Below are 20,352 nucleotides of genomic sequence, written 5' to 3' on the forward strand. Positions count from 1 at the left end.
CTGATGCAGGACGGGCTTTTCGAGAAGGTCCTCATCGCCAACCGCGGTGAGATCGCGTTGCGCATCCACCGCGCCTGCCGCGAGATGGGCATCAAGACCGTGGCGGTGCATTCCACCGCCGACGCCGACGCCATGCATGTGCGCCTTGCCGACGAGAGCGTGTGCATCGGACCGCCCTCGGCCAAGGAGAGCTATCTCAACATTCCGGCGATCCTGTCGGCCGCCACCATCACCGGCGCCGACGCCATCCATCCCGGCATCGGCTTCATGGCCGAGAACGCGCAGTTCGCCGAGATGGTGATCGAGCACGGCTTCGCCTGGATCGGCCCGACGCCGGAGCATATCCGCATCATGGGCGACAAGGTCACCGCCAAGAAGACGGTGATCGGCCTGGGCCTGCCCTGCGTGCCCGGCTCCGACGGCCCGGTGGAGAGCTACGAGGCGGCGGCCAGCGTGGCCGACAGCATCGGCTACCCCGTGCTGATCAAGGCCGCGGCCGGCGGCGGCGGCAAGGGCATGAAGGTGGCCTGGGACCGCGACGAGCTGAAGGAAGCCTATCAGCTGGCCCGCGGCGAGGCCCGGGCCGCCTTCGGCAACGACGAGGTCTATCTCGAAAAGTATCTGGCCAATCCGCGCCATATCGAGATCCAGCTGCTGGGGGACCATCACGGCAACGTGGTGCATTTCGGCGAGCGCGACTGCTCGATCCAGCGCCGCCACCAGAAGGTGGTGGAGGAGGCCCCCTCCCCGGCCCTGAACGCCGAACAGCGTGAGCGCGTCGGCACTATGGCGGCCCGCACGGCCAAGCTGCTGGGGTATCGCGGCGTCGGCACCATGGAGTTCCTGTACGAGGACGGGAACTTCTACTTCATCGAGATGAACACCCGCCTGCAGATCGAGCACACCATCACCGAGATGATCACGGGGGTGGATCTGGTGCGCGAGCAGATCCGGGTGGCCACCGGCGCCCCGCTGGGCTTCAGCCAGGCCGATGTGCGCTTCCACGGCCATTCCATCGAGTGCCGCATCAACGCCGAGAACCCGGAGACCTTCCTGCCCTCGCCGGGCCGGATCACCCGCTACCATGTGCCGGGCGGTCTTGGCGTGCGCGTGGACAGCGCCCTCTATGACGGCTACCGCGTGCCGCCCTATTACGACAGCATGATCGCCAAGCTGATCGTGTCGGGCAACTCGCGCAACGAGTGCCTGATGCGGCTGCGCCGGGCGCTGGAAGAGTTCGTCATCGAAGGCGTCGACACCTCCATCGCGCTGCATAAGCGCATCATCGCCGAGCCGGATTTCATCAACGGCCAGTACGACATCAAATGGATGGAACAGTGGATGAAGCGCGGCCAGTAAGCCGCCTTCGCTGCTGACGCCGCCGGCCCCCCGGGCCGGCGGACCCGCCCGATCGGACTGCCGCGCAGATCGGATCACTGAAAGGACCCGCGCCGCCCGGCCGGGTCCTTTTCTGTGCCGTCCGTGTCCAGCCGGGCGCTGCCCGCGGTCCGGGGTGGCACATCCTCCCCCATGGCATGCTCCCCCACGGCCTCCCCCACGGCATGGCTGCCGAAGACCAGGGAGGTTCCGGGTGCCGGACCTGCGGTCGCACAAATCAGGCGGCCCGTCCGGCACGGCGCCGAACGCGCCCGCCCCGTCAGCGGATCAGGCGGCGCTGTCCAGGATTCCCATCAGCCGCTGGCGCAGATGGCGCACCCGATCCGTCACCTCGGCCGCCTTGCGGTCCAGGTCGTCGGCCAGGGTGCGGGTGGAGCCGGCGTCGCGGGCCACGGTGCCGATGCGATCCGACACCTCGGTGGTGCCGCTGGCCGCACTGGCGGCACTCTGGCTGATGCTCTCGGTGGCGGCGCCCTGCTGGGTGACGGCGCTGGCGATGGCACCGGCGATATCGTCGATGCGGGCGATGACACCCTGAAGCTCGCCGATATCGGCCACCACCTGGCGGGTGGCCTGCTGCACCGCCGTGATCTGGGCGGAAATCTCCTCGGTGGCCTTGCCGGTCTGTGTCGACAGATTCTTGACTTCCGACGCCACGACGGCGAAGCCGCGCCCCGCCTCGCCGGCGCGGGCCGCCTCGATGGTGGCGTTGAGGGCCAGCAGGTTGGTCTGGCCGGCGATGGTGCCGATCAGCTCGGCCGCGCGGCTGATGCTGTCGGCCACATCGGACAGCCGTGCCACCACGGCCCGCGTCGTCTCGCCCTTGCGCACGGCCTCATGCACCATATCGGCCACGTCGGACACCTGGCGCCCGATCTCGCGCGAACTGGCGGCGAGCTGCTCGGTGGCAGCGGCCACGGTCTGCACGGCGCCGGTGGCGCCCTCGGCCGCGTCGGCGACGCCGCGGCTCTGCTCGCCGGTGCGGCGGGCAGCCTCGTTCATCTGGCCGGCCAGGTCCTTGATGGCCCCGGCCTCGTCCAGCACGCCGGTGACGGTGCTGCTGATCTCCCGCTCGATGGCGCCGGACAGGCCGGACAGACGGTCGGCGAACTGCTGCTTGTGCAGCCGCTCCCGCGCCTGCTCCTCGGCCTTCAAGCGGTCCATCTCCTCGGCGTTGGCGCGGAACACGTCGATGGCGCGGGCCATGTCGCCGATCTCATCGCGGCGGTGGGTGCCGGGGATGAAGGACAGGCGCTCACCGCGGGCCAGCTGGTCCATGGCCCCCTCGATCTCCGACAGCGGATGGGTGATGGAGCGCACCAGCAGCAGCGACAGGGCACAGAACAGGGCTACCAGCAGGCCACCCACCAGCAGCGTCATGCGCCGGGTGCCGCCGGTGATGGCGGCCTCGTCGGCCTTGGCCTGCTCCAGCCCCTGGCGGGTGAAGACGAACAGACCGTCCACCAGCCGCGGCAGCTCGGTGAACACGGCGTTGAAGGCCGCCACCTGCTTGGCCATCTCCTCCATGGCGCCGGCCAGGGCCACGGTCTCCTGACGGTAGCTGGCAACCAGCGTGGTCAGCTTCTCCTTGCTGGTGTCGTCCAGCTTCGACTGGGGCAGCTGGAAATTGAACTCGTTGTAGGCCTTGCGGTGCAGGCCCAGATATTTCTGATCGCCGGTCTGCAGCAGGGCACGGTCGGCCGTGCGCATCTCCGCCATGGCGATGAAGAGCGGCGCGGCCAGATCCATCGGCCAGGCCTTCAGCTCGGCCTCCACCGCCCCCGATGCCGCCAGCATGCGGCCGCGCAGCCCGTCGGTATCGGCGAAGCCGACGGTACGCAGCCGGTCCACCAGCGTATCGAAGCGGGTCGCCACCTCTGTCAGACGGGCATCGATGCCGGTGACCGTGTCGCGCATGGCCGCGGCGGCCGGGTCGGCGGCGATGGCGGCCGCCGTCGTGCGCAGGTCCGCCAGCGTGCCGCGGAACCGGTCCCCGGCGTCGGCATCGCGGTCGCGCAACAGGCGGCCGATATGCAGTTCAAGGGCCATGGCATGACGGTCCAGGTCGGCCGCCCGTTCCGCCAGCCCCGACAGGGCCGCCATCTGCCCGGTGGCCGCATCCTTGCGGGCATTGCCCAGCAGGAACAGGCCGGCCACCAGCAGCACGGTCACCAGGGCCGCCCCCACCAGCAGGCCGATGCGGGTGACGATGGAAAGCTGCGCCAGCCAGTCGCCCACCCGGCGCTCCAGCGTGGACGGCCCACCACCACCCGCCGCTGTCGCCCGATCTGCCGGCACGGAAAGGTCGGCATCGGCCGGGAGGCTGAAGTCTGTCATCGGTCCATCCGCTTCGCTGGGGGCAGGCCGGTCGTTCACCGGGATAATAATGCGTACACACACATTTACCGCAGGCATGGGCATAGGCCCGTGCCACCGGTTCCTTAGATAAGGCAGGATTGCGACAGTCATGCCGCGACGGTGCGAAGTTTTTATGACAGCTTGTCTGGCAGACCGTATCTGTTAGCACTTGGCGATGTACTGCCCCGCGAGACACAACCCGCAATGCTCACGCTGACGCCCGAGTTGCTGCTGCGCGCCTATGCGGCCGGTGTTTTTCCCATGGCGGAAAGCGCCGAAAGCACCGAACTACTATGGTTCGACCCGCCCTGGCGCGGCATCCTGCCGCTGGACGGGTTCCATGTGCCGCGCCGGCTGCGCCGCACCATGCGGCAGACCCCGTTCGAGGTGCGGATCGACAGCGACTTTCCGGCGGTCATGCAGGCCTGCGGCGCCCCGGCCCCCGGCCGCGAAAGCACCTGGATCAATGCCGAGATCCTGGAGGCCTATACGGCGCTGCACCGGCTGGGCCACGCCCATTCGGTAGAATGCTGGCAGTCCGGGACCCTGGTCGGCGGCCTGTACGGGGTGGCCCTGGGCGGAGCCTTCTTCGGAGAGAGCATGTTCTCCCGCACCAGCGACGCCAGCAAGGTGGCGCTGGTGCATCTGGTGGCCCGGCTGCGGGCCGGCGGCTACCGGCTGCTGGACACCCAGTTCGTCACCCGTCACCTGACCCAGTTCGGCGCCACCGAGATTCCGCGCCACCGCTACCGGGTCCAGCTGGCCGCGGCCGTCCGCGCCGAGGCGACCTTCTATCCGGCCTTGGGCGAGGACGATCTGGTGGCGGCGCTTTTACAGTCCACGACCCAGACATCATAGACCGGGTGGTCCATGGCCGAGACGGCGGGGCTGGACGCGAACATCCAGCCGCGGAACACGGCCGCCGGCCCCTCGTCGGGACGCAGTTCGGTGATCTCCAGGAAGGCAGCCGATTCCGGCGGATCGATGGGCGGCGCCTTCTTGCAGGCGCGCACCGTCACCTGAAGCTGGCCGAAGCGCCCGGTCTGCCCCACCGGCACGGTGAAGGAGGAGATGCGGGCGGTGATCTTGTCCAGCCCCTGCAACTCGGCCACGGCCATGTCGTCGAACTGCCGCTCCGGCGCCGGTGGCGCCTCCGGCCGGGCGCTCGGCGGGACCATCTCTCCGGCGGCGGCCGGCGCCGGGGGAGCCGCGTCCTGGGCCGGCGCCGTCCCGGGGATCATCAGAAGAAGACCGCCGGCGACAGCCAGCAGGGTCGACAGCGGCGACCGTGCGGCCCGCCCCTGCGCTTCAGCGCTCATTGCAATGGAACTCCCTTCGACCGGCGTCGCGGCCGGTCCCCGTGGCGGCCATCCGTCCCGCCATCCTGATCCGGCATTCCGGCAGCATCATGGCTTCACGGCCCGGAAGCGCAGCCGGACATAGTCCAGGGTCACGCTCCCGTCCGGCGCGGTGCAGGTGGGGGCCAGATCCGCAGCCACCTCGTCCAGATAGGGGCCGCGCTCATCCTCGGGCAGCAGGGCCAGGAAGGAGCCGGCAAACGTCTCCAGCCAGGCACGCAGGCCGGCTGCCACCGGCGTCGGCCGCGGGAACAGCAGGCAGGCCTCCACGCGGAACCCGGCCTGCTCCAGCCGGCTGGCATAATCGCCGATGCTGGGAAAGAACCAGGGGTCGGCGGCGGCCCCGTCCAGCCCGCGCCGGTCGAGCCCGTCGATCAGGGCGTGGCGCACGGCCTCCACATTGCCCTGTCCGCCCATTTCCGCGACGAAGCGTCCGCCGGGTCGCAGGGTCCGGTACACACCCGCCGCCACCAGATCGGCATCGGGCATCCAGTGCAGGGCGGCGTTGGAAAAGACGGCATCGAAGCCGCCATTGTAGCTCAGCTCCAGCGGCAGCGCCTCGCCACTGGCCTGGCGCGCCTCCAGCCCGCGGGCACGGGTGGCCTCGACCATGCTGGCATCGGCATCGACACCCAGGACCTGGGCGCCGCGGGCGGCGAGTTCCGCCGTCAGGGTTCCGTCGCCGCAGCCGAGATCGAGGATGCGTTCACCGGCCTGGACGTCGAGCCAGTCCAGCACGGCGCGGCCATGGTCGGCCACGAAGCCGCAGTCGCGGGCGTAGCGGGCCGCGTCCCAGCTCTGCGCCGGCCGCGGGTCCGCGCCGCCGGCCCCCATGTCACTGGCCTCCCAGCAGGCCGCCGGGCGCGGCACCGGTCTGTCCCGCCGCCGGGGCAGATCCCTGCTGCGGCGCCCCCTGCTGGCCGCCGGAGGCACTGCCGCCGCTGCTCGCGTTGAAGATGAAGCGGCCCAGAAGGTCTTCGAGATTGACGGCGGACTGGGTGTATTCGATGCGGCCGCCGTCCTTCAGCTTTTCCTCCTCGCCGCCGGGCTGCAACGCCACGAAGCGGCCGCCCAGCAGGCTCTCGCTGGCGATGGAGGCCGAGGTATCGACCGGCAGCTGCACCGACTGGTCGATCTGCATGCGGATGACGGCCTGGAAGCTCTGCGGGTCCAGGAACTGCTGGGTCACCGTGCCGACCTTGACGCCGCTGATGCGCACGTCCGATCCGGCATTGAGCCCGCCGGTGCTGCTGAACCGCGCCTCGACCGTATAGCCGCTCACCGCGCGCACATGGCTGGTGGTGTAGGCGAAGAACAGGAACAGGCCAGCCACCGCCAGCACAACGGCGCCGAGGACGGTTTCGATCACATTCCTGCGCATCTCAAAAGATCCAATCGGTAACGGTCGGGAACTGGAAACGGAAATGGCGGGCGCAACCGCCCAGCGCAAGGGGGGCCATCACAGCGGGACACCGCGGAAGCGGCCCCGGCACGGAGGCCGACCCGGAGGCCGGCGCATACCGTCCGGCATGGCCTGCTGCCAGCCCTGGCTCAGGAGGGAGTCCAGGGCTCGTAATCGCCGGTGGCACGGGCGCGCTGGCTGCCTTCGAACACATGGCCGGAGGGCCGGTAGGCCTGCAGCGTACCCGTCAGGTTCGGCTGATGTTCCTTCTGCCACGGCCTGTGGAACGGGCTGTTCTCCGGCAGCGGCTCGTTCACCGTGTGGTGCAGCCAGCCATGCCATTCCGGCGGCACCTTCGACGCCTCGGGCTCACCATTGTAGATGACCCAGCGGCGGACGCGCTTGGCACCCTTCCGCGGCGACTTCTCCGTATAGTACCGGTTGCCGGCCTTGTCCGTCCCCACCAGCACGCCGTTGCGCAGGGTGAAGAAGTTGATGTGCAGGTTCGCCATCCAGGTGACGAAGGAGATCTTTTGCTTCATGACCGTCCGTTCTGGACCGTTTCCGGCGGGGCGGCCGAAACCACCCCTGCTGTGAACACGAAATGAGCGGAACCGGATCGGCAATCCGATCCGGCGAGCGACGGGACTATGGCATTGCCGGTGGGCTTCCGTCCACTGCCTTGCCGGTGTGTGGGGCCGGTGTGTGGGGCCGGTGCGTGGGGCCGGTGCGTGGGGCCGGTGTGTTGGGATTGCGTCCCGGTCAGCCCCGTGCCGGTTTCTCCTTGGCGGGCTTCTTGAGCGCCGCGGGAAAGGCGGCGGACAGAACCTCGAGAATCGGCCCCACCGCAATGGCCCGCTCCGTCAGATCCGCCGAGTCCGCGGGCGGACCGCCCGGAAGCAGCCGGATCACGACGTGCGTGGCATAAGCCGTTATGACCGACGTTGTCGGGGTTGAGCGCACCTTCTGCGTCTGTCTGACCGACTCGATGACAATATGGCTCGCCCCAGCCTGCCCGGCCAATTCCGCGGCGCGGAACACCGCCATTTCCAGGCTCCAGGTCGGCATCCCGGAATCGGTCATATAGACGATCTGGATGCGGTCGCCGGTGGTGGTCGCCTCATACCCCTCATCGGACAAGGGCGCCTTGGCACCATAGGGCGAGACCTGATCCGCACGGACCAGCATGGGAAGATGAAAATAAAGGCCGGGGAGCAGGATTCCCGCGAAGCGGCGGCGATCAGGCAGGAAAGGGAAAGTCGTCGCCTGCTGCAGGCCGCGGGCGTGTGGCATGACCGTCCGGTTCATGCGCGCATAGGACCACCAGATCTGCCGGCGGACCTCCGGGTCCACGCGCTTCGACAGGCTGGCCAGGGCAGCAAAGCCGACAAGATCCCGGTTTGCGGGACGGGATGCCGCGGCCGCGGCCAGACGCGCCGAGCCGCGCGGGTCGCCCGCCTCCGCCAGAGCGACACCTGACAGGATGTCCATCAGGGGCCGCGCCATCCACTCCAGCCCCGCCTTGCGGGGAACATCGGCATTGTCGGCCTCCCAGGCGGCCACGACCTCGGCGACCTCCGTGAAGCCCGCATCGCCGGACAGGGCGCTTTCCAGCGTGTGGGCGGCGAGAGCGACGAACTGGATCGTGCGCCGGTCCGGGTACTGGCGTGAGCGGGGGTCCTGCAGTGCGGCGTGGCAGGCTTCGATGCCGCGATCCCCGCGTGCGATTCCCTTGACGGTGTCAAGCTGCGGCGGCCGGTCGCCATTGAGGGCCGTGAGCGGCAGGATGGCCAGCTTCAGGCCCGCCATCAGCGCCCGGTCCGCGGGACGCTCAATGCCATCGCAGGCGAACCAGGTCGCCTCATCCTCCGGCTCAAACGGCGGCGGAATCTCCTCTGCTGCGGCGGGACGGCAAAGAAACAGAGACAACCAGACCAGAGCAATCCAGCGGAGAAAGGAATGGCGGACACGCACGATTGAAAAAACTCCAGGGAGATATGCTTGATCGGCCGCAAGTCTATGCGGATACTCCGACCACTGCAACCAAACTGGGGCAATCCATCCCCGGTTCTTCCCGTGCGAGTCGATGATGTCCGCGTTCCGCCGCCTGCCCTCGCTCACCGCCGCGCTGCTGGCCACAGCCTGCGCCAACATTCCCCCGATGGCGCCCATGAGTGTCATCCCCGACCTTGACATCACAACCTCACATGCCCTCAACACGGAATATCGGGCAGCCAAGGGAGCCGTGCTCTACCGGGAAACCTCGCCGGGCACGGAGGATGGGGCACTGACAAATGCAGACCTTGAAGAAGGGGGGGGCCTTGTCCTGAAGGTGCAGGTGCCGCAAGGCACAAAGCTGGTGTCCGCAATCCAGTCCGGCAATCAGTATTACTGCACGGAGTCATCGGCTTTCGAGGACCCTCTCGTCGGGAGAATGCCGAAGGCGGCCTGCTTCCGGGATGCCGATAATGACAGGCGGTTTGAAACCTATTATGCGGCCCCGGAGGATTACCGGACCGCGATCGTGGTCCAACTCGGCCCGGAAACGAAGCTGCGCGTGCCGCTGCCTTACACCCCCCAGAAGGTCGCGCTGAGTTCGGCGCCGACAGCGGTTGAACTGGTCTTCGCCGGTGTCCAGGATGGCTATGTCCGGATCGACCAGACCATCGGCTATGATGGCGAGGATCCCCTCTACCGGCGCAGCTTCTATTCCGCCCTGAGCGCATCGGGCGGACCGCCGGCCGAGCCGATGACCTTTCCCCTTCGGGTGTTCGGAGGCGTCACCGTTCCGGCCCGGACCGCACGGACCCAAGAAGCGGTCCTCCAGGTCCGCCAAGCCTCCGACCAGAGCCTGTCTTACGTCATGGTGAAGGGGTGGGGCAAATGGGCGATCAAGGAATTGCCCGAGCGCTCCTCGTCCCATACCACCCTGCCCGCCATCCGCGCCCCGTATGACCCCGCCCCGGATGATCCCGCTCCGGACGGAAAATGATGGCACAGGGGCTGGCGCACAGGCGCCCGGACAGGCGCCATCATGATGCTCAGGGGCCCGGCCCCCGGCCCGTCAGCCGGTCCCACAGCCGGCCGACACGGCCCTTGTGCATGCGGATCTCGTACAGGGCCAGCATGCCGCCGGCCACGAACAGCGGCAGAACATAATAGACCACGCGGAAGGCCAGCAGGGCGCCCAGCACGCCGCCGGCCGACCCCTGGGCCGACAGGCCCAGCAGCATGATGGTCTCGAACACGCCGATGCCGCCGGGCACATGGCTGAGGATGCCCAGCGACAGGGCGGCGCAATAGATGCCGATGAACTCGAAGAAGCTGGCCCCGTGGTTCTGCGGCAGCAGCAGCCAGAGGGCACTGCCGGAGATCAGGATCTCCACCGAGGCGATGATGATCTGGGCCAGGACGATGCGGCCGGAGGGGGTCTGGAACGACCAGCGCCACAGCTTCACCGGGCGGTGGGTGATGGCGGTCAGCAGGCAGACGAGGCTGAGACCGGCCAGCGTGGCCCCGGCCACCAGCTGCACCAGCGTGTCCGGCAGCGCCAGCACCGCCGCCACCGGATGCGGCCCCAGCAGCACGCCGATGGAACCGGTGAAGCCGATGCCCAGGGTGAAGGTGGTGGTGGAGAACACTACCACCTTGGCGATGTCCGCCGCCGTCAGCCCGGCTTCGGTATAGATGCGGAACCGCACGCCGGCACCGCTGATGACGGCAAACCCGACATTGTTGGAGATGGCATAGCCGGCGAAGCTGGCCAGGGCCGTGGTGGGATAGGGAACCCGGATCTTGAGATAGCGCAGGGCCGACACGTCGTAGAGCGTCAGCACCACATAGCCCAACGCCGTCAGGCCCAGCGCCTCCAGCACCTTATAGAGGGGCAGCGCGTCCAGATAGGCCCAGACATCACCGAAATCCACCTCCTGCATGATGTGGTTGACGGCGACAGCCAGCAGCAGCACCAGGAACAGCACGGTTCCCAGACTCGACCAGGTGCGCAGACGGGGGGACTTCCCCTCCGGCCCGGCCTCCGGCGGTGGGCAGGACTCGGGAGGCGTGGGCAGGGAATCAAGAGGGGAATGCATGGACCGTTCGGCACTCGAAGGGCGCGGACGCCCGGCCCGCGCACCCTGCCATCGTTCCCCGGACTTGAAAACCCCGCATGTGACGGCCCGCCCGCTCCGGCCGGTCGGCGGATACGTCCGCCGATGACGGCTCCAGCGACCGGCGCCGAAGATTCCGCTTCCCCGGTTTTGCGGCCCCCGACCCCGGCGGCGGGGAGCAACCGCTGGACCCGGCGTGACTCCTGCCGCGACTCGGACCGCGGGCACCTACTAGCCCTCGTATGTCGGAAGGATGCGACAACAAAATCTCGTTGCTGCCCGTAACGCGGTGGCCTAGCCTCTGTTCTCCACAGCATCTAGGGAGGCAGGCATTGCCCCCGCCATCGGCGGGTGCGCCGGACTGCCCCCTCGGCCGTTGTCCCGGCGCTCTGCCGGCACGGCCGCCAGATTCCAGGCCATGCAGAGGGGACCATGCGGATCGAGCGCCGTTTCACGACCGAGGGTCAGGACGCCTACAGCGGGATCGCCTTCCGGACCACGTCCAGCGAGATCCGCAATCCCGATGGGTCCGTGGTGTTCCAGGCCAAGGATGTGGAGGTGCCCGCCGACTGGTCGCAGGTGGCCTGCGATATCCTGGCCCAGAAATACTTCCGCAAGGCCGGCGTGCCCGCCGTGCTGACGCCGGTGGAAGAGAATACGGTCCCCTCCTTCCTCTGGCGCCATGTGGCGGACGAGGCGGCGCTGGCCGCCCTGCCCGCGGAACAGCGTTACGGCGCCGAGACCTCGGCCCGGCAGGTGTTCGACCGGCTGGCCGGGACCTGGGCCTATTGGGGCTGGAAGGGTGGCTATTTCGACCGCGAGTCGGACGCCCGCGCCTATTACGACGAGCTGCGCTTCATGCTGGCCCGCCAGATGGCGGCGCCGAACAGCCCGCAATGGTTCAACACCGGCATCCACTGGGCCTATGGCATCGACGGCCCCAGCCAGGGCCATTTCTATGTGGACTTCAAGACCGGCACGCTGGTGAAGTCCGACTCGGCCTATGAACATCCCCAGCCCCATGCCTGCTTCATCCAGTCCGTCAGCGACGATCTGGTCAATGAGGGCGGGATCATGGATCTGTGGGTGCGCGAGGCGCGCCTGTTCAAGTACGGCTCCGGCACCGGAACCAACTTCTCCCGCCTGCGCGGCGAGGGCGAGAAGCTATCCGGCGGCGGCAAGTCCTCCGGCCTGATGTCGTTCCTGAAGATCGGCGACCGCGCCGCCGGCGCCATCAAGTCCGGTGGCACCACCCGCCGCGCCGCCAAGATGGTGACGGTCGATCTCGACCACCCCGATATCGAGGCCTATATCGACTGGAAGGTGACCGAGGAACAGAAGGTCGCCGCCCTGGTCACCGGCTCGAAGACGGTGCGCAAGCATCTGGGCCAGATCATCGCCGCCTGTACCGAGGGCTTCGGTCCCGACGCCGACCGGCTGGACCCGGCCAAGAACCGCGCCCTGAAGCGCGCCATCCTGGCCGCCCGCAAGGCCATGGTGCCGGAGAATTATGTCCAGCGCGCCATCCAGCTGGCCGGCCAGGGCTATACCGAGTTCGACGTCAGGGTCTTCGACACCGACTGGGATTCGGAAGCCTATCTGACCGTCTCCGGCCAGAACTCCAACAATTCCGTGCGCGTGCCCGACGCCTTCCTGAAGGCCGTGGAGCAGGATGGCGACTGGCCCCTGATCCGCCGCACCGACGGCAAGGTGTACAAGACACTGAAGGCCCGCGCCCTGTGGGACAAGATCGCCTATGCCGCCTGGCAGTCGGCCGATCCCGGCGTGCAGTTCGACACGACCGTCAATGACTGGCACACCTGCCCGGCCTCCGGCCGCATCAACGCCAGCAACCCGTGCTCGGAATACATGTTCCTGGACGACACGGCCTGCAATCTGGCGTCCCTGAACCTCATGGAGTTCCGCCGCGCCGACGGCAGCGTCGACACCGAGGCCTTCGAGCATGCCTGCCGCCTGTGGACGGTGGTGCTGGAGGTCAGCGTGCTGATGGCGCAGTTCCCCTCGCGGGAGATCGCGCAGCTCTCCTACCAGTACCGCACGCTGGGCCTGGGCTTCGCCAATATCGGCGGTCTGCTGATGGCGGCGGGCATCCCCTATGACAGCGACACGGGCCGTTCCATCTGTGGCGCCATCAGCGCCATCATGACCGGTGTCGCCTATGCCACCTCGGCCGAGATGGCGGAGGAGCTGGGGCCGTTCCCCGGCTTCGCTCCCAACCGCGAGCCCATGCTGCGGGTCATCCGCAACCACCGCCGCGCCGCCTATGGCGAAACCGCGGGCTACGAGGCCCTGTCGGTGACCCCGGTGGCCCTGAAGGCAGCCGACTGCCCCGATCCGGCCCTGATCGCTGCGGCCCGCCGGGCCTGGGACCGGGCCTTGAGCCTGGGCGAGCAGCACGGCTTCCGCAACGCCCAGGCCACCGTGGTCGCCCCCACCGGCACCATCGGCCTGGTCATGGATTGCGACACCACCGGCATCGAGCCGGACTTCGCCCTGGTGAAGTTCAAGAAGCTGGCCGGCGGCGGCTATTTCAAGATCATCAACCGCGTTGTGCCGGAGGCGCTGAGCCGCCTGGGCTACAGCGACGCGCAGATCGCCCGCATCGAGCGCTATGCCGTGGGCCACGGCACCCTGGCCGGCGCGCCGGGCGTCAACCATGACAGCCTGCGGGCCAAGGGCTTCGGCGACGCGCAGATCACCGCCCTGGAGGCCGGCCTCGCCAGCGCCTTCGATATCAAGTTCGCCTTCAACAAATGGACGCTGGGCGAGTCGTTCTGCACCGGGACGCTGGGCGTCCCCGCCCCGATGCTGGACGATTACAGCTTCGACCTGCTGGCCTTCCTGGGCTTCAGCAAGGCCGAGATCGAGGCCGCCAACACCCATGTCTGCGGCGCCATGACCCTTGAGGGCGCGCCGGGCCTGAAGGACGAACATCTGCCGGTGTTCGACTGCGCCAGCCCCTGCGGCAAGACCGGCAAGCGCTACCTTTCCACCGAGGCGCATATCCGCATGATGGCGGCGGCGCAGCCCTTCATCTCCGGCGCCATCTCCAAGACCATCAACATGCCCAACCATGCCAGCGTCGAGGCGTGCAAGGACGCCTATCTGCTGTCCTGGAAGCTGGGCACCAAGGCCAACGCCCTCTACCGTGACGGGTCCAAGCTGTCCCAGCCCCTCAACGCCCAGGTTCTGGAGGAGGACGAGGAGGAGCTGACCGACGAGGAGGCGACAGCGCTGGAGCGCATCATCGAGGCCCCGGCCGCCGCCCGCGCCGTGCAGGTGACCGAGCGCATCGTCGAGCGCGTGGTCGAGAAGGTGGTGCGCAGCCACGAGCGCGAGAAGCTGCCGCACCGGCGCAAGGGCTATACGCAGAAGGCCTCGGTCGGCGGTCACAAGGTCTATCTGCGCACCGGCGAGTATGAGGATGGCCGCATCGGCGAGATCTTCATCGACATGCACAAGGAAGGCGCCGCCTTCCGCTCGATGATGAACAACTTCGCCATCGCCGTGTCGCTGGGCCTGCAGTACGGCGTGCCGCTGGAGGAGTATGTGGAGGCCTTCACCTTCACCCGCTTCGAGCCCAGCGGCATGGTCCAGGGCAACGACGCCATCAAGATGGCGACCTCGATCCTGGACTATGTGTTCCGCGAACTGGCCATCTCCTATCTCGGCCGCACCGACCTGGCCCACGCCACGCCGGACGACATGGTGCCCGACGCCATGGGCCGGGGCGAGCACCAGGCCGCCATCTCCAGCCAGCAGCAGCTGCCCGAGATGGCCATGCAGGTCAGCCAGGAAACGCTGGCCGCCGTGGCCCGCATCGCCTCCACCGGCTATGTCCGCTCCAACCTGCGGGTGCTGCCGGGCGGCCAGTCCACCAGCAGCGGGGCCAGCAGCGGGGCCAGCCGCAGCGCGGCCGGCGGCGTGCAGACCACGACGACGACGGCCTTCGCCGCCACCGGCACCGACCATGGCGTCGCCTTCGCCGCCGGGGCCGCCACCACGGTGACGACGCAGGGCGGCGGCGGGCATCACCGCCACGACCACCGGGCCGGCCAGCGGATGGACAAGATCCGCGAGGCGCGGGCCAAGGGCTATGAGGGCGACCCCTGCCCCGAATGCCAGAACATGACCCTGGTCCGCAACGGCACCTGCCTGAAGTGCGACACCTGCGGGTCGACGACAGGCTGCAGTTGAGGAGGGCTGCCGCAGCGCAGCAATACACCTTTGTGGGTAGCTCTCCTTCCTGTATCGTCCGTTCAGCCGGCTCGAACAGGGCGCTCTTTTCCACAAGTCATGAGGACGATCCCCGATGGTTTATGAATCCAGCGACGCGATGGTGGAAGCCGCCACGGAAACCGTGTCCCCGGCACGCCGGGACTGGCGTATGCCAGTCCTGCGCATCGTTGACATCAGCGAAACCGCCGCCAACCCCGGCTCCGGTCCGGACGGGGGTCTGGCCAGCTGATCGCCCTCTCGCGGTAATGCTGCTGCGATCCGGCTTCCCGGCGGGATTCTCTTCACCAGCGCAGAAATATGCCTTTTGGGTGTACCTCTTTTTGCCGTATCGTCCGTCCTGCCGCTTCAACACGGCACGCTTTTCGACGCGACATGAGGACGACCCCCGATGGTTGATGAATCCAGCGACGTGATGGTGGAAGCCGCCGCAGAAACCGTGTCCCCGGCACGCCCGGACTGGCGCGCACCGGTCCTGCGCACCGTTGACATCAGCGAAACCGCCATAGGTCCGGACCCTGCCTTGGATGCTTTGGTTACGAGCTGACCGGTTCAGTACCCGGCCGCTGAACGATGGTCCAGCATCAGGGATAGGGATATGGTGCAGCGGTGGGGCCTGGGCATCACCGCCACGACCACCGGGCCGGCCAGCGGATGGACAAGATCCGCGAGGCGCGGGCCAAGGGCTATGAGGGCGACCCCTGCCCCGAATGCCAGACCATGACCCTGGTCCGCAACGGCACCTGCCTGAAGTGCGGCACCTGCGGGTCGACGACAGGCTGCAGTTGAGGCAGCAGTTCGCTGAACCGCTATAGGGTTGGGGATCCGTCGGGCGGCGCTGAGCGCAGCGAAGCCCGACAAAACACGGCCGGGGATCCATGTCGTCGGGGTGCGGCGTCGCCTGACCCCGACCTATGGTGTCTGCGCTCCGGCTTTCCGGCGGGGTCCCCGTCAGGACGCCGGGCCGCGGCGAAGCGACAGTCCGACCGGGATTCTCTTCACCAACGCAGAAATATGCCTTTTGGAGGTATCTCTTTTTGCCGTATCGTCTGTCCTGCCGTTTCAACACGGCACGCTTTTCGACGCGACATGAGGACGATCCCCGATGGTTGATGAATCCAGCGACGTGATGGTGGAAGCCGCCGCAGAAACCGTGTCCCCGGCACGCCCGGACTGGCGCGCACCGGTCCTGCGCACCGTTGACATCAGCGAAACCGCCGATGGTCTGAACCCTGCCCCGGATAATGGTATTATGAGCTGACCGGTTCAGTACCCGGCCGCGAACGATGGTCCAGCATCAGGGAGAGGGGTATGGTGCAGCGGTGGGGCCTGGGCATCACCGCCACGACCACCGGGCCGGCCAGCGGATGGACAAGATCCGCGAGGCGCGGGCCAAGGGCTATGAGGGCGACCCCTGCCCCAAATGCCAGACCATGACCCTGGTCCGCAACGGCACCTGCCTGAAGTGCGGCACCTGCGGGTCGACGACAGGCTGCAGTTGAGGCAGCAGTTCGCTGAACCGCTATAGGGTTGGGGATCCGTCGGGCGGCGCTGAGCGCAGCGAAGCCCGACAAAACACGGCCGGGGATCCATGTCGTCGGGGTGCGGCGTCGCCTGACCCCGACCTATGGTGTCTGCGCTCCGGCTTTCCGGCGGGGTCCCCGTCAGGACGCCGGGCCGCGGCGAAGCGACAGTCCGACCGGGATTCTCTTCACCAACGCAGAAATATGCCTTTTGGAGGTATCTCTTTTTGCCGTATCGTCTGTCCTGCCGTTTCAACACGGCACGCTTTTCGACGCGACATGAGGACGATCCCCGATGGTTGATGAATCCAGCGACGTGATGGTGGAAGCCGCCGCAGAAACCGTGTCCCCGGCACGCCCGGACTGGCGCGCACCGGTCCTGCGCACCGTTGACATCAGCGAAACCGCGATGCAGATGGCCACCCTCAACGACGGGTCGACTCTCAGCTGATCAGGCTGGCAGCCAGGCTGCTCCGGCCCGGACGGTCAGGACTGTGCGGGCCGTGTCGCCGGGAGGCGGCACACCGCATGGGGCGCGCCGATTCCACATGATCGGCATCCGGCGAAGGTTTCTATCCGGCTTCGGACAATGCGGAGCCTCTTCATGATGCCGCGGACAGACTCCGCCCCAGGTTCGTCACCGATGACCGCAACACTTCCGTCCAACACGGTTTGGAGGGCGGGCCGCGCCGTCCTCCTCACCACCCTGCTCTTGCTGGCCGTCGCTCTGCTGGCGGAGGGGCTGCTGCGGCTGAAGCTGAGAGGCCAGCAGGATTTCAACGTCTATGCCGACGCCATGATGGAGACCGGCTTCTCTCCGCTGTGGGGACGTGCCCACGCCCCGGATCGGTCTTTTGTCTTTCGATCGATCGCCTACCGGACCAATGAATGGGCCCTGCGCGGCGGACCGGTGCAGCCCAGGCCGGCTCCGGGCCAACGCCGGATCCTTCTCATCGGCAATTCCATCGCGCAGGGCCTGGGCCTTGCCGAGGACGACACCCTCTCCGCCGGACTGACCCGGCGCTTCGCCGCCGACAGGACAGCCTCCGCCGGTGCCGCGGTGGAGGTTCTCAATGCCGGGGTGCCCGGCTTCACCGCCCAGGCCAGCATCGAATATTTCCTGGCGAAGCTGGCCCCGCTGGCGCCCACCGACATCCTTGTTCTGGCCACGCCACTGGACGGACGTCCCTTGGACACGCCCATCACCAGCTGGATTCTGCACAACAGCCGCCTGGCCGGAAAGATTTATGGCCGGATCGCCCGTCTGACCGAACCACAAGGCCGGGACGAGGTTCTCGCAGCCAGGCACGTCCTTTACGATGGCCCGGATGCGCCCGGCACGCGGGTTCTGGCGCAGGAATTTGACCGGCTGGCCACCTATGCCCGCAGCAACGGCGTGTCCGTCACGGTGGCCCTGGTCCCGGACCTGATCAATCTGGCGGCCTATCCGGAGATGCTCTTCGTCGACGACCAGTTCCGCCGGCTGGCCGAGGATCATGGGTTCCGGTTCATCCCCCTCTATCCCGCCTTCGCCGGGGGGGATGCGGTCCAGATGCTGCTCAGCCCGACCGACCCCCATCCCAATGCGGGCGCCGTCCGGCGCATCATGGACCTGCTCTATCCCGCCCTGGCCGCACAGGACTAGGCTGTGCTGTTCCACACCTGGCCGTTCGCGGTTTTCCTCGCCCTTTATCTCACGGTCCATCTCGCCGTGCCTGCCGGCTGGCGCCTGGGGGTGATGATCGTCGGCAGCGCCGTCTTCTACGGCTATTGGAACTGGGCCTACGCGCCCCTGCCCCTGCTGCTGTGCGGAGCCACCCATCTGCTGACCCTCTGGGTGGCGGCGGCACCCGACGCCCGCTGGCGACTGCGTCTGGGGGTGGTCCTGCTGCTGCTGCCCCTGATCTTCTTCAAATACACCCATTTCCTGCTGACAGGGCTTCTGGCGCCTTTGCTGCGGGGCCTGGGGCTGACCCCACCGGCCACGGACGTCTCGATCCTGCTGCCGCTTGGGATCTCCTTCATCACCTTCACCCTGATCGCCTATCTCGTCGATGTCGCCCGGCGGCGCTCCCCGGCGGCGCCCCTGTCACGGCTGGCCGGGTATGTGCTGTTCTTCCCGCACCTCATCGCCGGCCCCATCCTGCGCCCGCATGAGCTGATCCCCCAGCTGGGGCAGGGACTGGCGGTCACCGCCGCCGCCCTGCGGCCGGCCGTGCTGGTGTTCTGTCTGGGGCTGGTGAAGAAGGTGGTCATCGCCGACAATCTGGCCCTGCTGGTGAACCCCGTCTATGCCGACCCGGCGTCGGCGACCGCGGCCAGCAGCCTGCTCGCCTATTATGCCTTCGCCGGGCAGATCTACTGCGACTTCAGCGGCTACACCGACATGGCCATCGGACTGGCCCTGCTCTTCGGGGTGCGCCTCCCGGTCAATTTCAATCATCCCTATGCCGCCCAGTCCGTCGGGGACTTCTGGCGGCGCTGGCATATCACGCTGTCGCACTGGTTCCGCGACTATGTCTTCTTCCCGCTGGGAAGCCGTCGCGCCTCGCCCCTGACGCTGGCCCGCAACATCGTCATCACCATGACACTCAGCGGACTGTGGCACGGCGCCGGCTGGACCTTCCTGCTGTTCGGCCTGGTCAACGGGCTGGCCACGCTGCCGGAAATCTGGACCAAGCGGCGCCATCCGGCGCGCGGCTGGCGCCGGGCGATCCGGATCGTGCTGACCTTTCACCTGCTTCTGCTGACCTTCATCCTGTTCCGCGCCCCCGACCTGGACACCGCCGTTGGCCTGTTCCGGGCATTGCTGGGCGGCAATGGCTGGGGTGACCTGCCGTCGCTGGTCGCACATATGCCGTTCGAATGCCTGCTGGTCCCGTTCTATCTGGCCGCGCACGCCTGGGACGATCATCGCCGGCTGGCCGGCTGGGCCCGCGGGGCGGGCGGACCCGTGGTCATCGCGCTGGCGGCACTGGCGGTTCTCCTGGCCGCCAGCCTGGGGCCGGAGACCACGGCGCAGTTCATCTATTTCGATTTCTAGGGCCGGCGGCGGCCAGGGGGCAGCGGCCGGACGCCGCGCCTCCGCATGGCTGCCCCTCTCCTCCCTTTCCTGCCTTGTAAGCGGAGGCAAGAAGGCCCACCTTGGTCCCGTCGATCTTGCTTTCGGGTTCCTGCCGGCCTTTGCGCCGGTTCGTCTCCCGTGGTGACTTCGGTGCCCGGCCGGCATACGCGCCTCCGGGCAACGCCAGGTAGGGAACGCCCGAACGATGGCTACCGGTACTGTCAAGTGGTTCAATACGACCAAGGGTTACGGCTTCATCCAGCCGGAGGACGGCACGGCTGACGTGTTCGTCCATATCAGCGCTGTGGAGCGCTCGGGCCTGAGCGATCTGCGCGAAGGTCAGAAGCTGAGCTTCGATACCGAGCGCGACCCGCGCAAGGGCAAGACCTCCGCGGTCAATCTGCGCGCCTTGTAAGACCCCCGTGCGGGGCGGGCCGGTGACGGTCCGCCCCGTTGGTTCGTTTGGACCGGCAGCGCCCCTGGGGCCTGCCGTTTTTGTCATTGGGGGAAGAAGAAAGATGGCAAAAGAGGAATTCATCGAGTTCGACGGCACCGTGGCCGAGGCCCTGCCTGACGGTCGTTTCCGGGTGACGCTGGAGAACGGGCACGAGATCATCGCCTATACCGCCGGCAAGATGCGCAAGAGCCGCATCCGCACCCTGGCGGGCGACCGTGTCACCGTCGAGATGACGCCCTATGACCTGACCAAGGGCCGCATCACCTACCGCCACAAGGATGAGCGCAGCGGCCCGCCGCCGGGCGCACCGGGTGCCGGCGTGCGCCGTCCCGGCGGTCCGCCCCGCCGCCGCTGAAGCGGGGGGGGGCCGGTCCAGGGGCAATTCCGGCGAAGGGCGGGCCGATCCGTCCTGCCCGCCGTTTACCC

The 20,352-nt window shown here is 67.9% G+C and carries 20 protein-coding genes and 1 pseudogene; 14 read left to right on the forward strand and 7 right to left on the reverse strand.

The features are described from left to right. Positions 1 to 3 precede the first annotated feature (3 nt). Positions 4 to 1,359 carry an acetyl-CoA carboxylase biotin carboxylase subunit gene (gene accC, locus DK368_RS02680; protein WP_114392095.1) on the forward strand — a complete coding sequence of 452 codons (1,356 nt, stop codon included), beginning with the start codon at positions 4 to 6 and terminating at the stop codon, positions 1,357 to 1,359. Between the two features lie 306 nt (positions 1,360 to 1,665). Here accC and DK368_RS02685 read toward each other — a convergent pair whose 3' ends face one another. Then, positions 1,666 to 3,735, reverse strand: a complete 2,070-nt coding sequence (locus DK368_RS02685; RefSeq protein ID WP_114391985.1) for a methyl-accepting chemotaxis protein — start codon at positions 3,733 to 3,735, stop codon at positions 1,666 to 1,668. A 225-nt stretch (positions 3,736 to 3,960) separates the two neighbouring features. Between DK368_RS02685 and aat the strand changes: the two genes are divergently transcribed. Next, positions 3,961 to 4,614 carry a leucyl/phenylalanyl-tRNA--protein transferase gene (gene aat, locus DK368_RS02690; RefSeq protein ID WP_114391986.1) on the forward strand — a complete coding sequence of 218 codons (654 nt, stop codon included), beginning with the start codon at positions 3,961 to 3,963 and terminating at the stop codon, positions 4,612 to 4,614. Here aat and DK368_RS02695 read toward each other — a convergent pair. From DK368_RS02695 to DK368_RS02715, 5 genes are all read right to left on the reverse strand, one after another. Next, positions 4,548 to 5,075, reverse strand: a complete 528-nt coding sequence (locus tag DK368_RS02695; RefSeq protein ID WP_240002303.1) for a DUF2155 domain-containing protein — start codon at positions 5,073 to 5,075, stop codon at positions 4,548 to 4,550. The genes aat and DK368_RS02695 overlap by 67 nt on opposite strands. Positions 5,076 to 5,162: 87 nt before the next feature. Continuing rightward, the gene (locus DK368_RS02700; protein ID WP_114392097.1) at positions 5,163 to 5,948 is read right to left on the reverse strand and encodes a class I SAM-dependent methyltransferase; all 786 of its coding nucleotides are present in this window, start codon (positions 5,946 to 5,948) and stop codon (positions 5,163 to 5,165) included. 1 nt (position 5,949) lies between these two features. Next, positions 5,950 to 6,495 carry an outer membrane lipid asymmetry maintenance protein MlaD gene (mlaD, locus tag DK368_RS02705; protein ID WP_114391987.1) on the reverse strand — a complete coding sequence of 182 codons (546 nt, stop codon included), beginning with the start codon at positions 6,493 to 6,495 and terminating at the stop codon, positions 5,950 to 5,952. 170 nt (positions 6,496 to 6,665) lie between these two features. After that, positions 6,666 to 7,058, reverse strand: coding sequence for an NADH:ubiquinone oxidoreductase subunit NDUFA12 (locus DK368_RS02710; protein ID WP_114391988.1), 393 nt, complete (start codon positions 7,056 to 7,058; stop codon positions 6,666 to 6,668). Positions 7,059 to 7,278: 220 nt separating this feature from the next. Beyond that, entirely contained in the window at positions 7,279 to 8,490 is a 1,212-nt protein-coding gene (locus tag DK368_RS02715) for a hypothetical protein (protein WP_114391989.1), read from the reverse strand. A 112-nt stretch (positions 8,491 to 8,602) separates the two neighbouring features. Here DK368_RS02715 and DK368_RS21205 point away from each other — a divergent pair, with 112 nt between their 5' ends. After that, complete coding sequence (locus DK368_RS21205) at positions 8,603 to 9,508, forward strand: hypothetical protein (RefSeq protein ID WP_162305831.1); 906 nt, start codon at positions 8,603 to 8,605, stop codon at positions 9,506 to 9,508. Positions 9,509 to 9,557: 49 nt separating this feature from the next. Here the strand turns inward: DK368_RS21205 and DK368_RS02725 are convergent, their stop codons facing one another. Beyond that, complete coding sequence (locus DK368_RS02725; RefSeq protein WP_114391991.1) at positions 9,558 to 10,607, reverse strand: lysylphosphatidylglycerol synthase domain-containing protein; 1,050 nt, start codon at positions 10,605 to 10,607, stop codon at positions 9,558 to 9,560. A 450-nt stretch (positions 10,608 to 11,057) separates the two neighbouring features. Here DK368_RS02725 and DK368_RS02730 point away from each other — a divergent pair, with 450 nt between their 5' ends. The 11 genes and pseudogenes from DK368_RS02730 to infA all read left to right on the forward strand — a co-directional run bounded on the left by DK368_RS02730 (position 11,058) and on the right by infA (position 20,281). Further along, on the forward strand, positions 11,058 to 14,843 hold the full coding sequence (locus DK368_RS02730) for a vitamin B12-dependent ribonucleotide reductase (protein WP_114391992.1): 3,786 nt from the start codon (positions 11,058 to 11,060) through the stop codon (positions 14,841 to 14,843). A gap of 115 nt (positions 14,844 to 14,958) precedes the next feature. Then, positions 14,959 to 15,114 (forward strand): hypothetical protein, encoded by a 156-nt coding sequence (locus DK368_RS21210; protein WP_155524446.1) that lies wholly within the window; start codon positions 14,959 to 14,961, stop codon positions 15,112 to 15,114. 159 nt (positions 15,115 to 15,273) lie between these two features. Further along, positions 15,274 to 15,429, forward strand: a complete 156-nt coding sequence (locus DK368_RS21215) for a hypothetical protein (protein WP_155524447.1) — start codon at positions 15,274 to 15,276, stop codon at positions 15,427 to 15,429. 107 nt (positions 15,430 to 15,536) lie between these two features. After that, a pseudogene (locus DK368_RS22210) lies at positions 15,537 to 15,671 on the forward strand (hypothetical protein); the annotation flags it as partial. 316 nt (positions 15,672 to 15,987) lie between these two features. Next, the gene (locus tag DK368_RS21220; RefSeq protein WP_155524448.1) at positions 15,988 to 16,143 is read left to right on the forward strand and encodes a hypothetical protein; all 156 of its coding nucleotides are present in this window, start codon (positions 15,988 to 15,990) and stop codon (positions 16,141 to 16,143) included. A 106-nt stretch (positions 16,144 to 16,249) separates the two neighbouring features. Beyond that, positions 16,250 to 16,384 carry a hypothetical protein gene (locus DK368_RS22215; RefSeq protein ID WP_275668461.1) on the forward strand — a complete coding sequence of 45 codons (135 nt, stop codon included), beginning with the start codon at positions 16,250 to 16,252 and terminating at the stop codon, positions 16,382 to 16,384. 316 nt (positions 16,385 to 16,700) lie between these two features. Then, complete coding sequence (locus DK368_RS21225; protein WP_155524449.1) at positions 16,701 to 16,856, forward strand: hypothetical protein; 156 nt, start codon at positions 16,701 to 16,703, stop codon at positions 16,854 to 16,856. Between the two features lie 192 nt (positions 16,857 to 17,048). After that, on the forward strand, positions 17,049 to 18,050 hold the full coding sequence (locus DK368_RS02735) for an SGNH/GDSL hydrolase family protein (RefSeq protein WP_155524450.1): 1,002 nt from the start codon (positions 17,049 to 17,051) through the stop codon (positions 18,048 to 18,050). Between the two features lie 3 nt (positions 18,051 to 18,053). Continuing rightward, the gene (locus DK368_RS02740; protein WP_114391994.1) at positions 18,054 to 19,448 is read left to right on the forward strand and encodes an MBOAT family O-acyltransferase; all 1,395 of its coding nucleotides are present in this window, start codon (positions 18,054 to 18,056) and stop codon (positions 19,446 to 19,448) included. Positions 19,449 to 19,674: 226 nt separating this feature from the next. Beyond that, the gene (locus tag DK368_RS02745; protein ID WP_114391995.1) at positions 19,675 to 19,884 is read left to right on the forward strand and encodes a cold-shock protein; all 210 of its coding nucleotides are present in this window, start codon (positions 19,675 to 19,677) and stop codon (positions 19,882 to 19,884) included. A gap of 103 nt (positions 19,885 to 19,987) precedes the next feature. Next, the gene (gene infA, locus DK368_RS02750; RefSeq protein ID WP_114391996.1) at positions 19,988 to 20,281 is read left to right on the forward strand and encodes a translation initiation factor IF-1; all 294 of its coding nucleotides are present in this window, start codon (positions 19,988 to 19,990) and stop codon (positions 20,279 to 20,281) included. Positions 20,282 to 20,352 lie beyond the last annotated feature (71 nt).

The sequence above is a fragment of the Oleisolibacter albus genome, assembly GCF_003336875.1.
GTDB lineage: Bacteria > Pseudomonadota > Alphaproteobacteria > Azospirillales > Azospirillaceae > Niveispirillum > Niveispirillum album.

What these genes read in the sequence shown, in the direction of transcription:
- DK368_RS02710 (WP_114391988.1), bottom strand. Translation starts at nt 7,058, where the DNA reads ATGAAGCAAAAGATCTCCTTCGTCACCTGGATGGCGAACCTGCACATC.
- DK368_RS21210 (WP_155524446.1), top strand. Translation starts at nt 14,959, where the DNA reads ATGGTTTATGAATCCAGCGACGCGATGGTGGAAGCCGCCACGGAAACC.
- DK368_RS02745 (WP_114391995.1), top strand. Translation starts at nt 19,675, where the DNA reads ATGGCTACCGGTACTGTCAAGTGGTTCAATACGACCAAGGGTTACGGC.
- DK368_RS02735 (WP_155524450.1), top strand. Translation starts at nt 17,049, where the DNA reads ATGACCGCAACACTTCCGTCCAACACGGTTTGGAGGGCGGGCCGCGCC.
- DK368_RS02695 (WP_240002303.1), bottom strand. Translation starts at nt 5,075, where the DNA reads ATGAGCGCTGAAGCGCAGGGGCGGGCCGCACGGTCGCCGCTGTCGACC.
- aat (WP_114391986.1), top strand. Translation starts at nt 3,961, where the DNA reads ATGCTCACGCTGACGCCCGAGTTGCTGCTGCGCGCCTATGCGGCCGGT.
- DK368_RS21205 (WP_162305831.1), top strand. Translation starts at nt 8,603, where the DNA reads ATGATGTCCGCGTTCCGCCGCCTGCCCTCGCTCACCGCCGCGCTGCTG.
- DK368_RS21215 (WP_155524447.1), top strand. Translation starts at nt 15,274, where the DNA reads ATGGTTGATGAATCCAGCGACGTGATGGTGGAAGCCGCCGCAGAAACC.
- DK368_RS21220 (WP_155524448.1), top strand. Translation starts at nt 15,988, where the DNA reads ATGGTTGATGAATCCAGCGACGTGATGGTGGAAGCCGCCGCAGAAACC.
- infA (WP_114391996.1), top strand. Translation starts at nt 19,988, where the DNA reads ATGGCAAAAGAGGAATTCATCGAGTTCGACGGCACCGTGGCCGAGGCC.
- DK368_RS22215 (WP_275668461.1), top strand. Translation starts at nt 16,250, where the DNA reads ATGGACAAGATCCGCGAGGCGCGGGCCAAGGGCTATGAGGGCGACCCC.
- DK368_RS02725 (WP_114391991.1), bottom strand. Translation starts at nt 10,607, where the DNA reads ATGCATTCCCCTCTTGATTCCCTGCCCACGCCTCCCGAGTCCTGCCCA.
- DK368_RS21225 (WP_155524449.1), top strand. Translation starts at nt 16,701, where the DNA reads ATGGTTGATGAATCCAGCGACGTGATGGTGGAAGCCGCCGCAGAAACC.
- mlaD (WP_114391987.1), bottom strand. Translation starts at nt 6,495, where the DNA reads ATGCGCAGGAATGTGATCGAAACCGTCCTCGGCGCCGTTGTGCTGGCG.
- DK368_RS02685 (WP_114391985.1), bottom strand. Translation starts at nt 3,735, where the DNA reads ATGACAGACTTCAGCCTCCCGGCCGATGCCGACCTTTCCGTGCCGGCA.
- accC (WP_114392095.1), top strand. Translation starts at nt 4, where the DNA reads ATGCAGGACGGGCTTTTCGAGAAGGTCCTCATCGCCAACCGCGGTGAG.
- DK368_RS02700 (WP_114392097.1), bottom strand. Translation starts at nt 5,948, where the DNA reads ATGGGGGCCGGCGGCGCGGACCCGCGGCCGGCGCAGAGCTGGGACGCG.
- DK368_RS02730 (WP_114391992.1), top strand. Translation starts at nt 11,058, where the DNA reads ATGCGGATCGAGCGCCGTTTCACGACCGAGGGTCAGGACGCCTACAGC.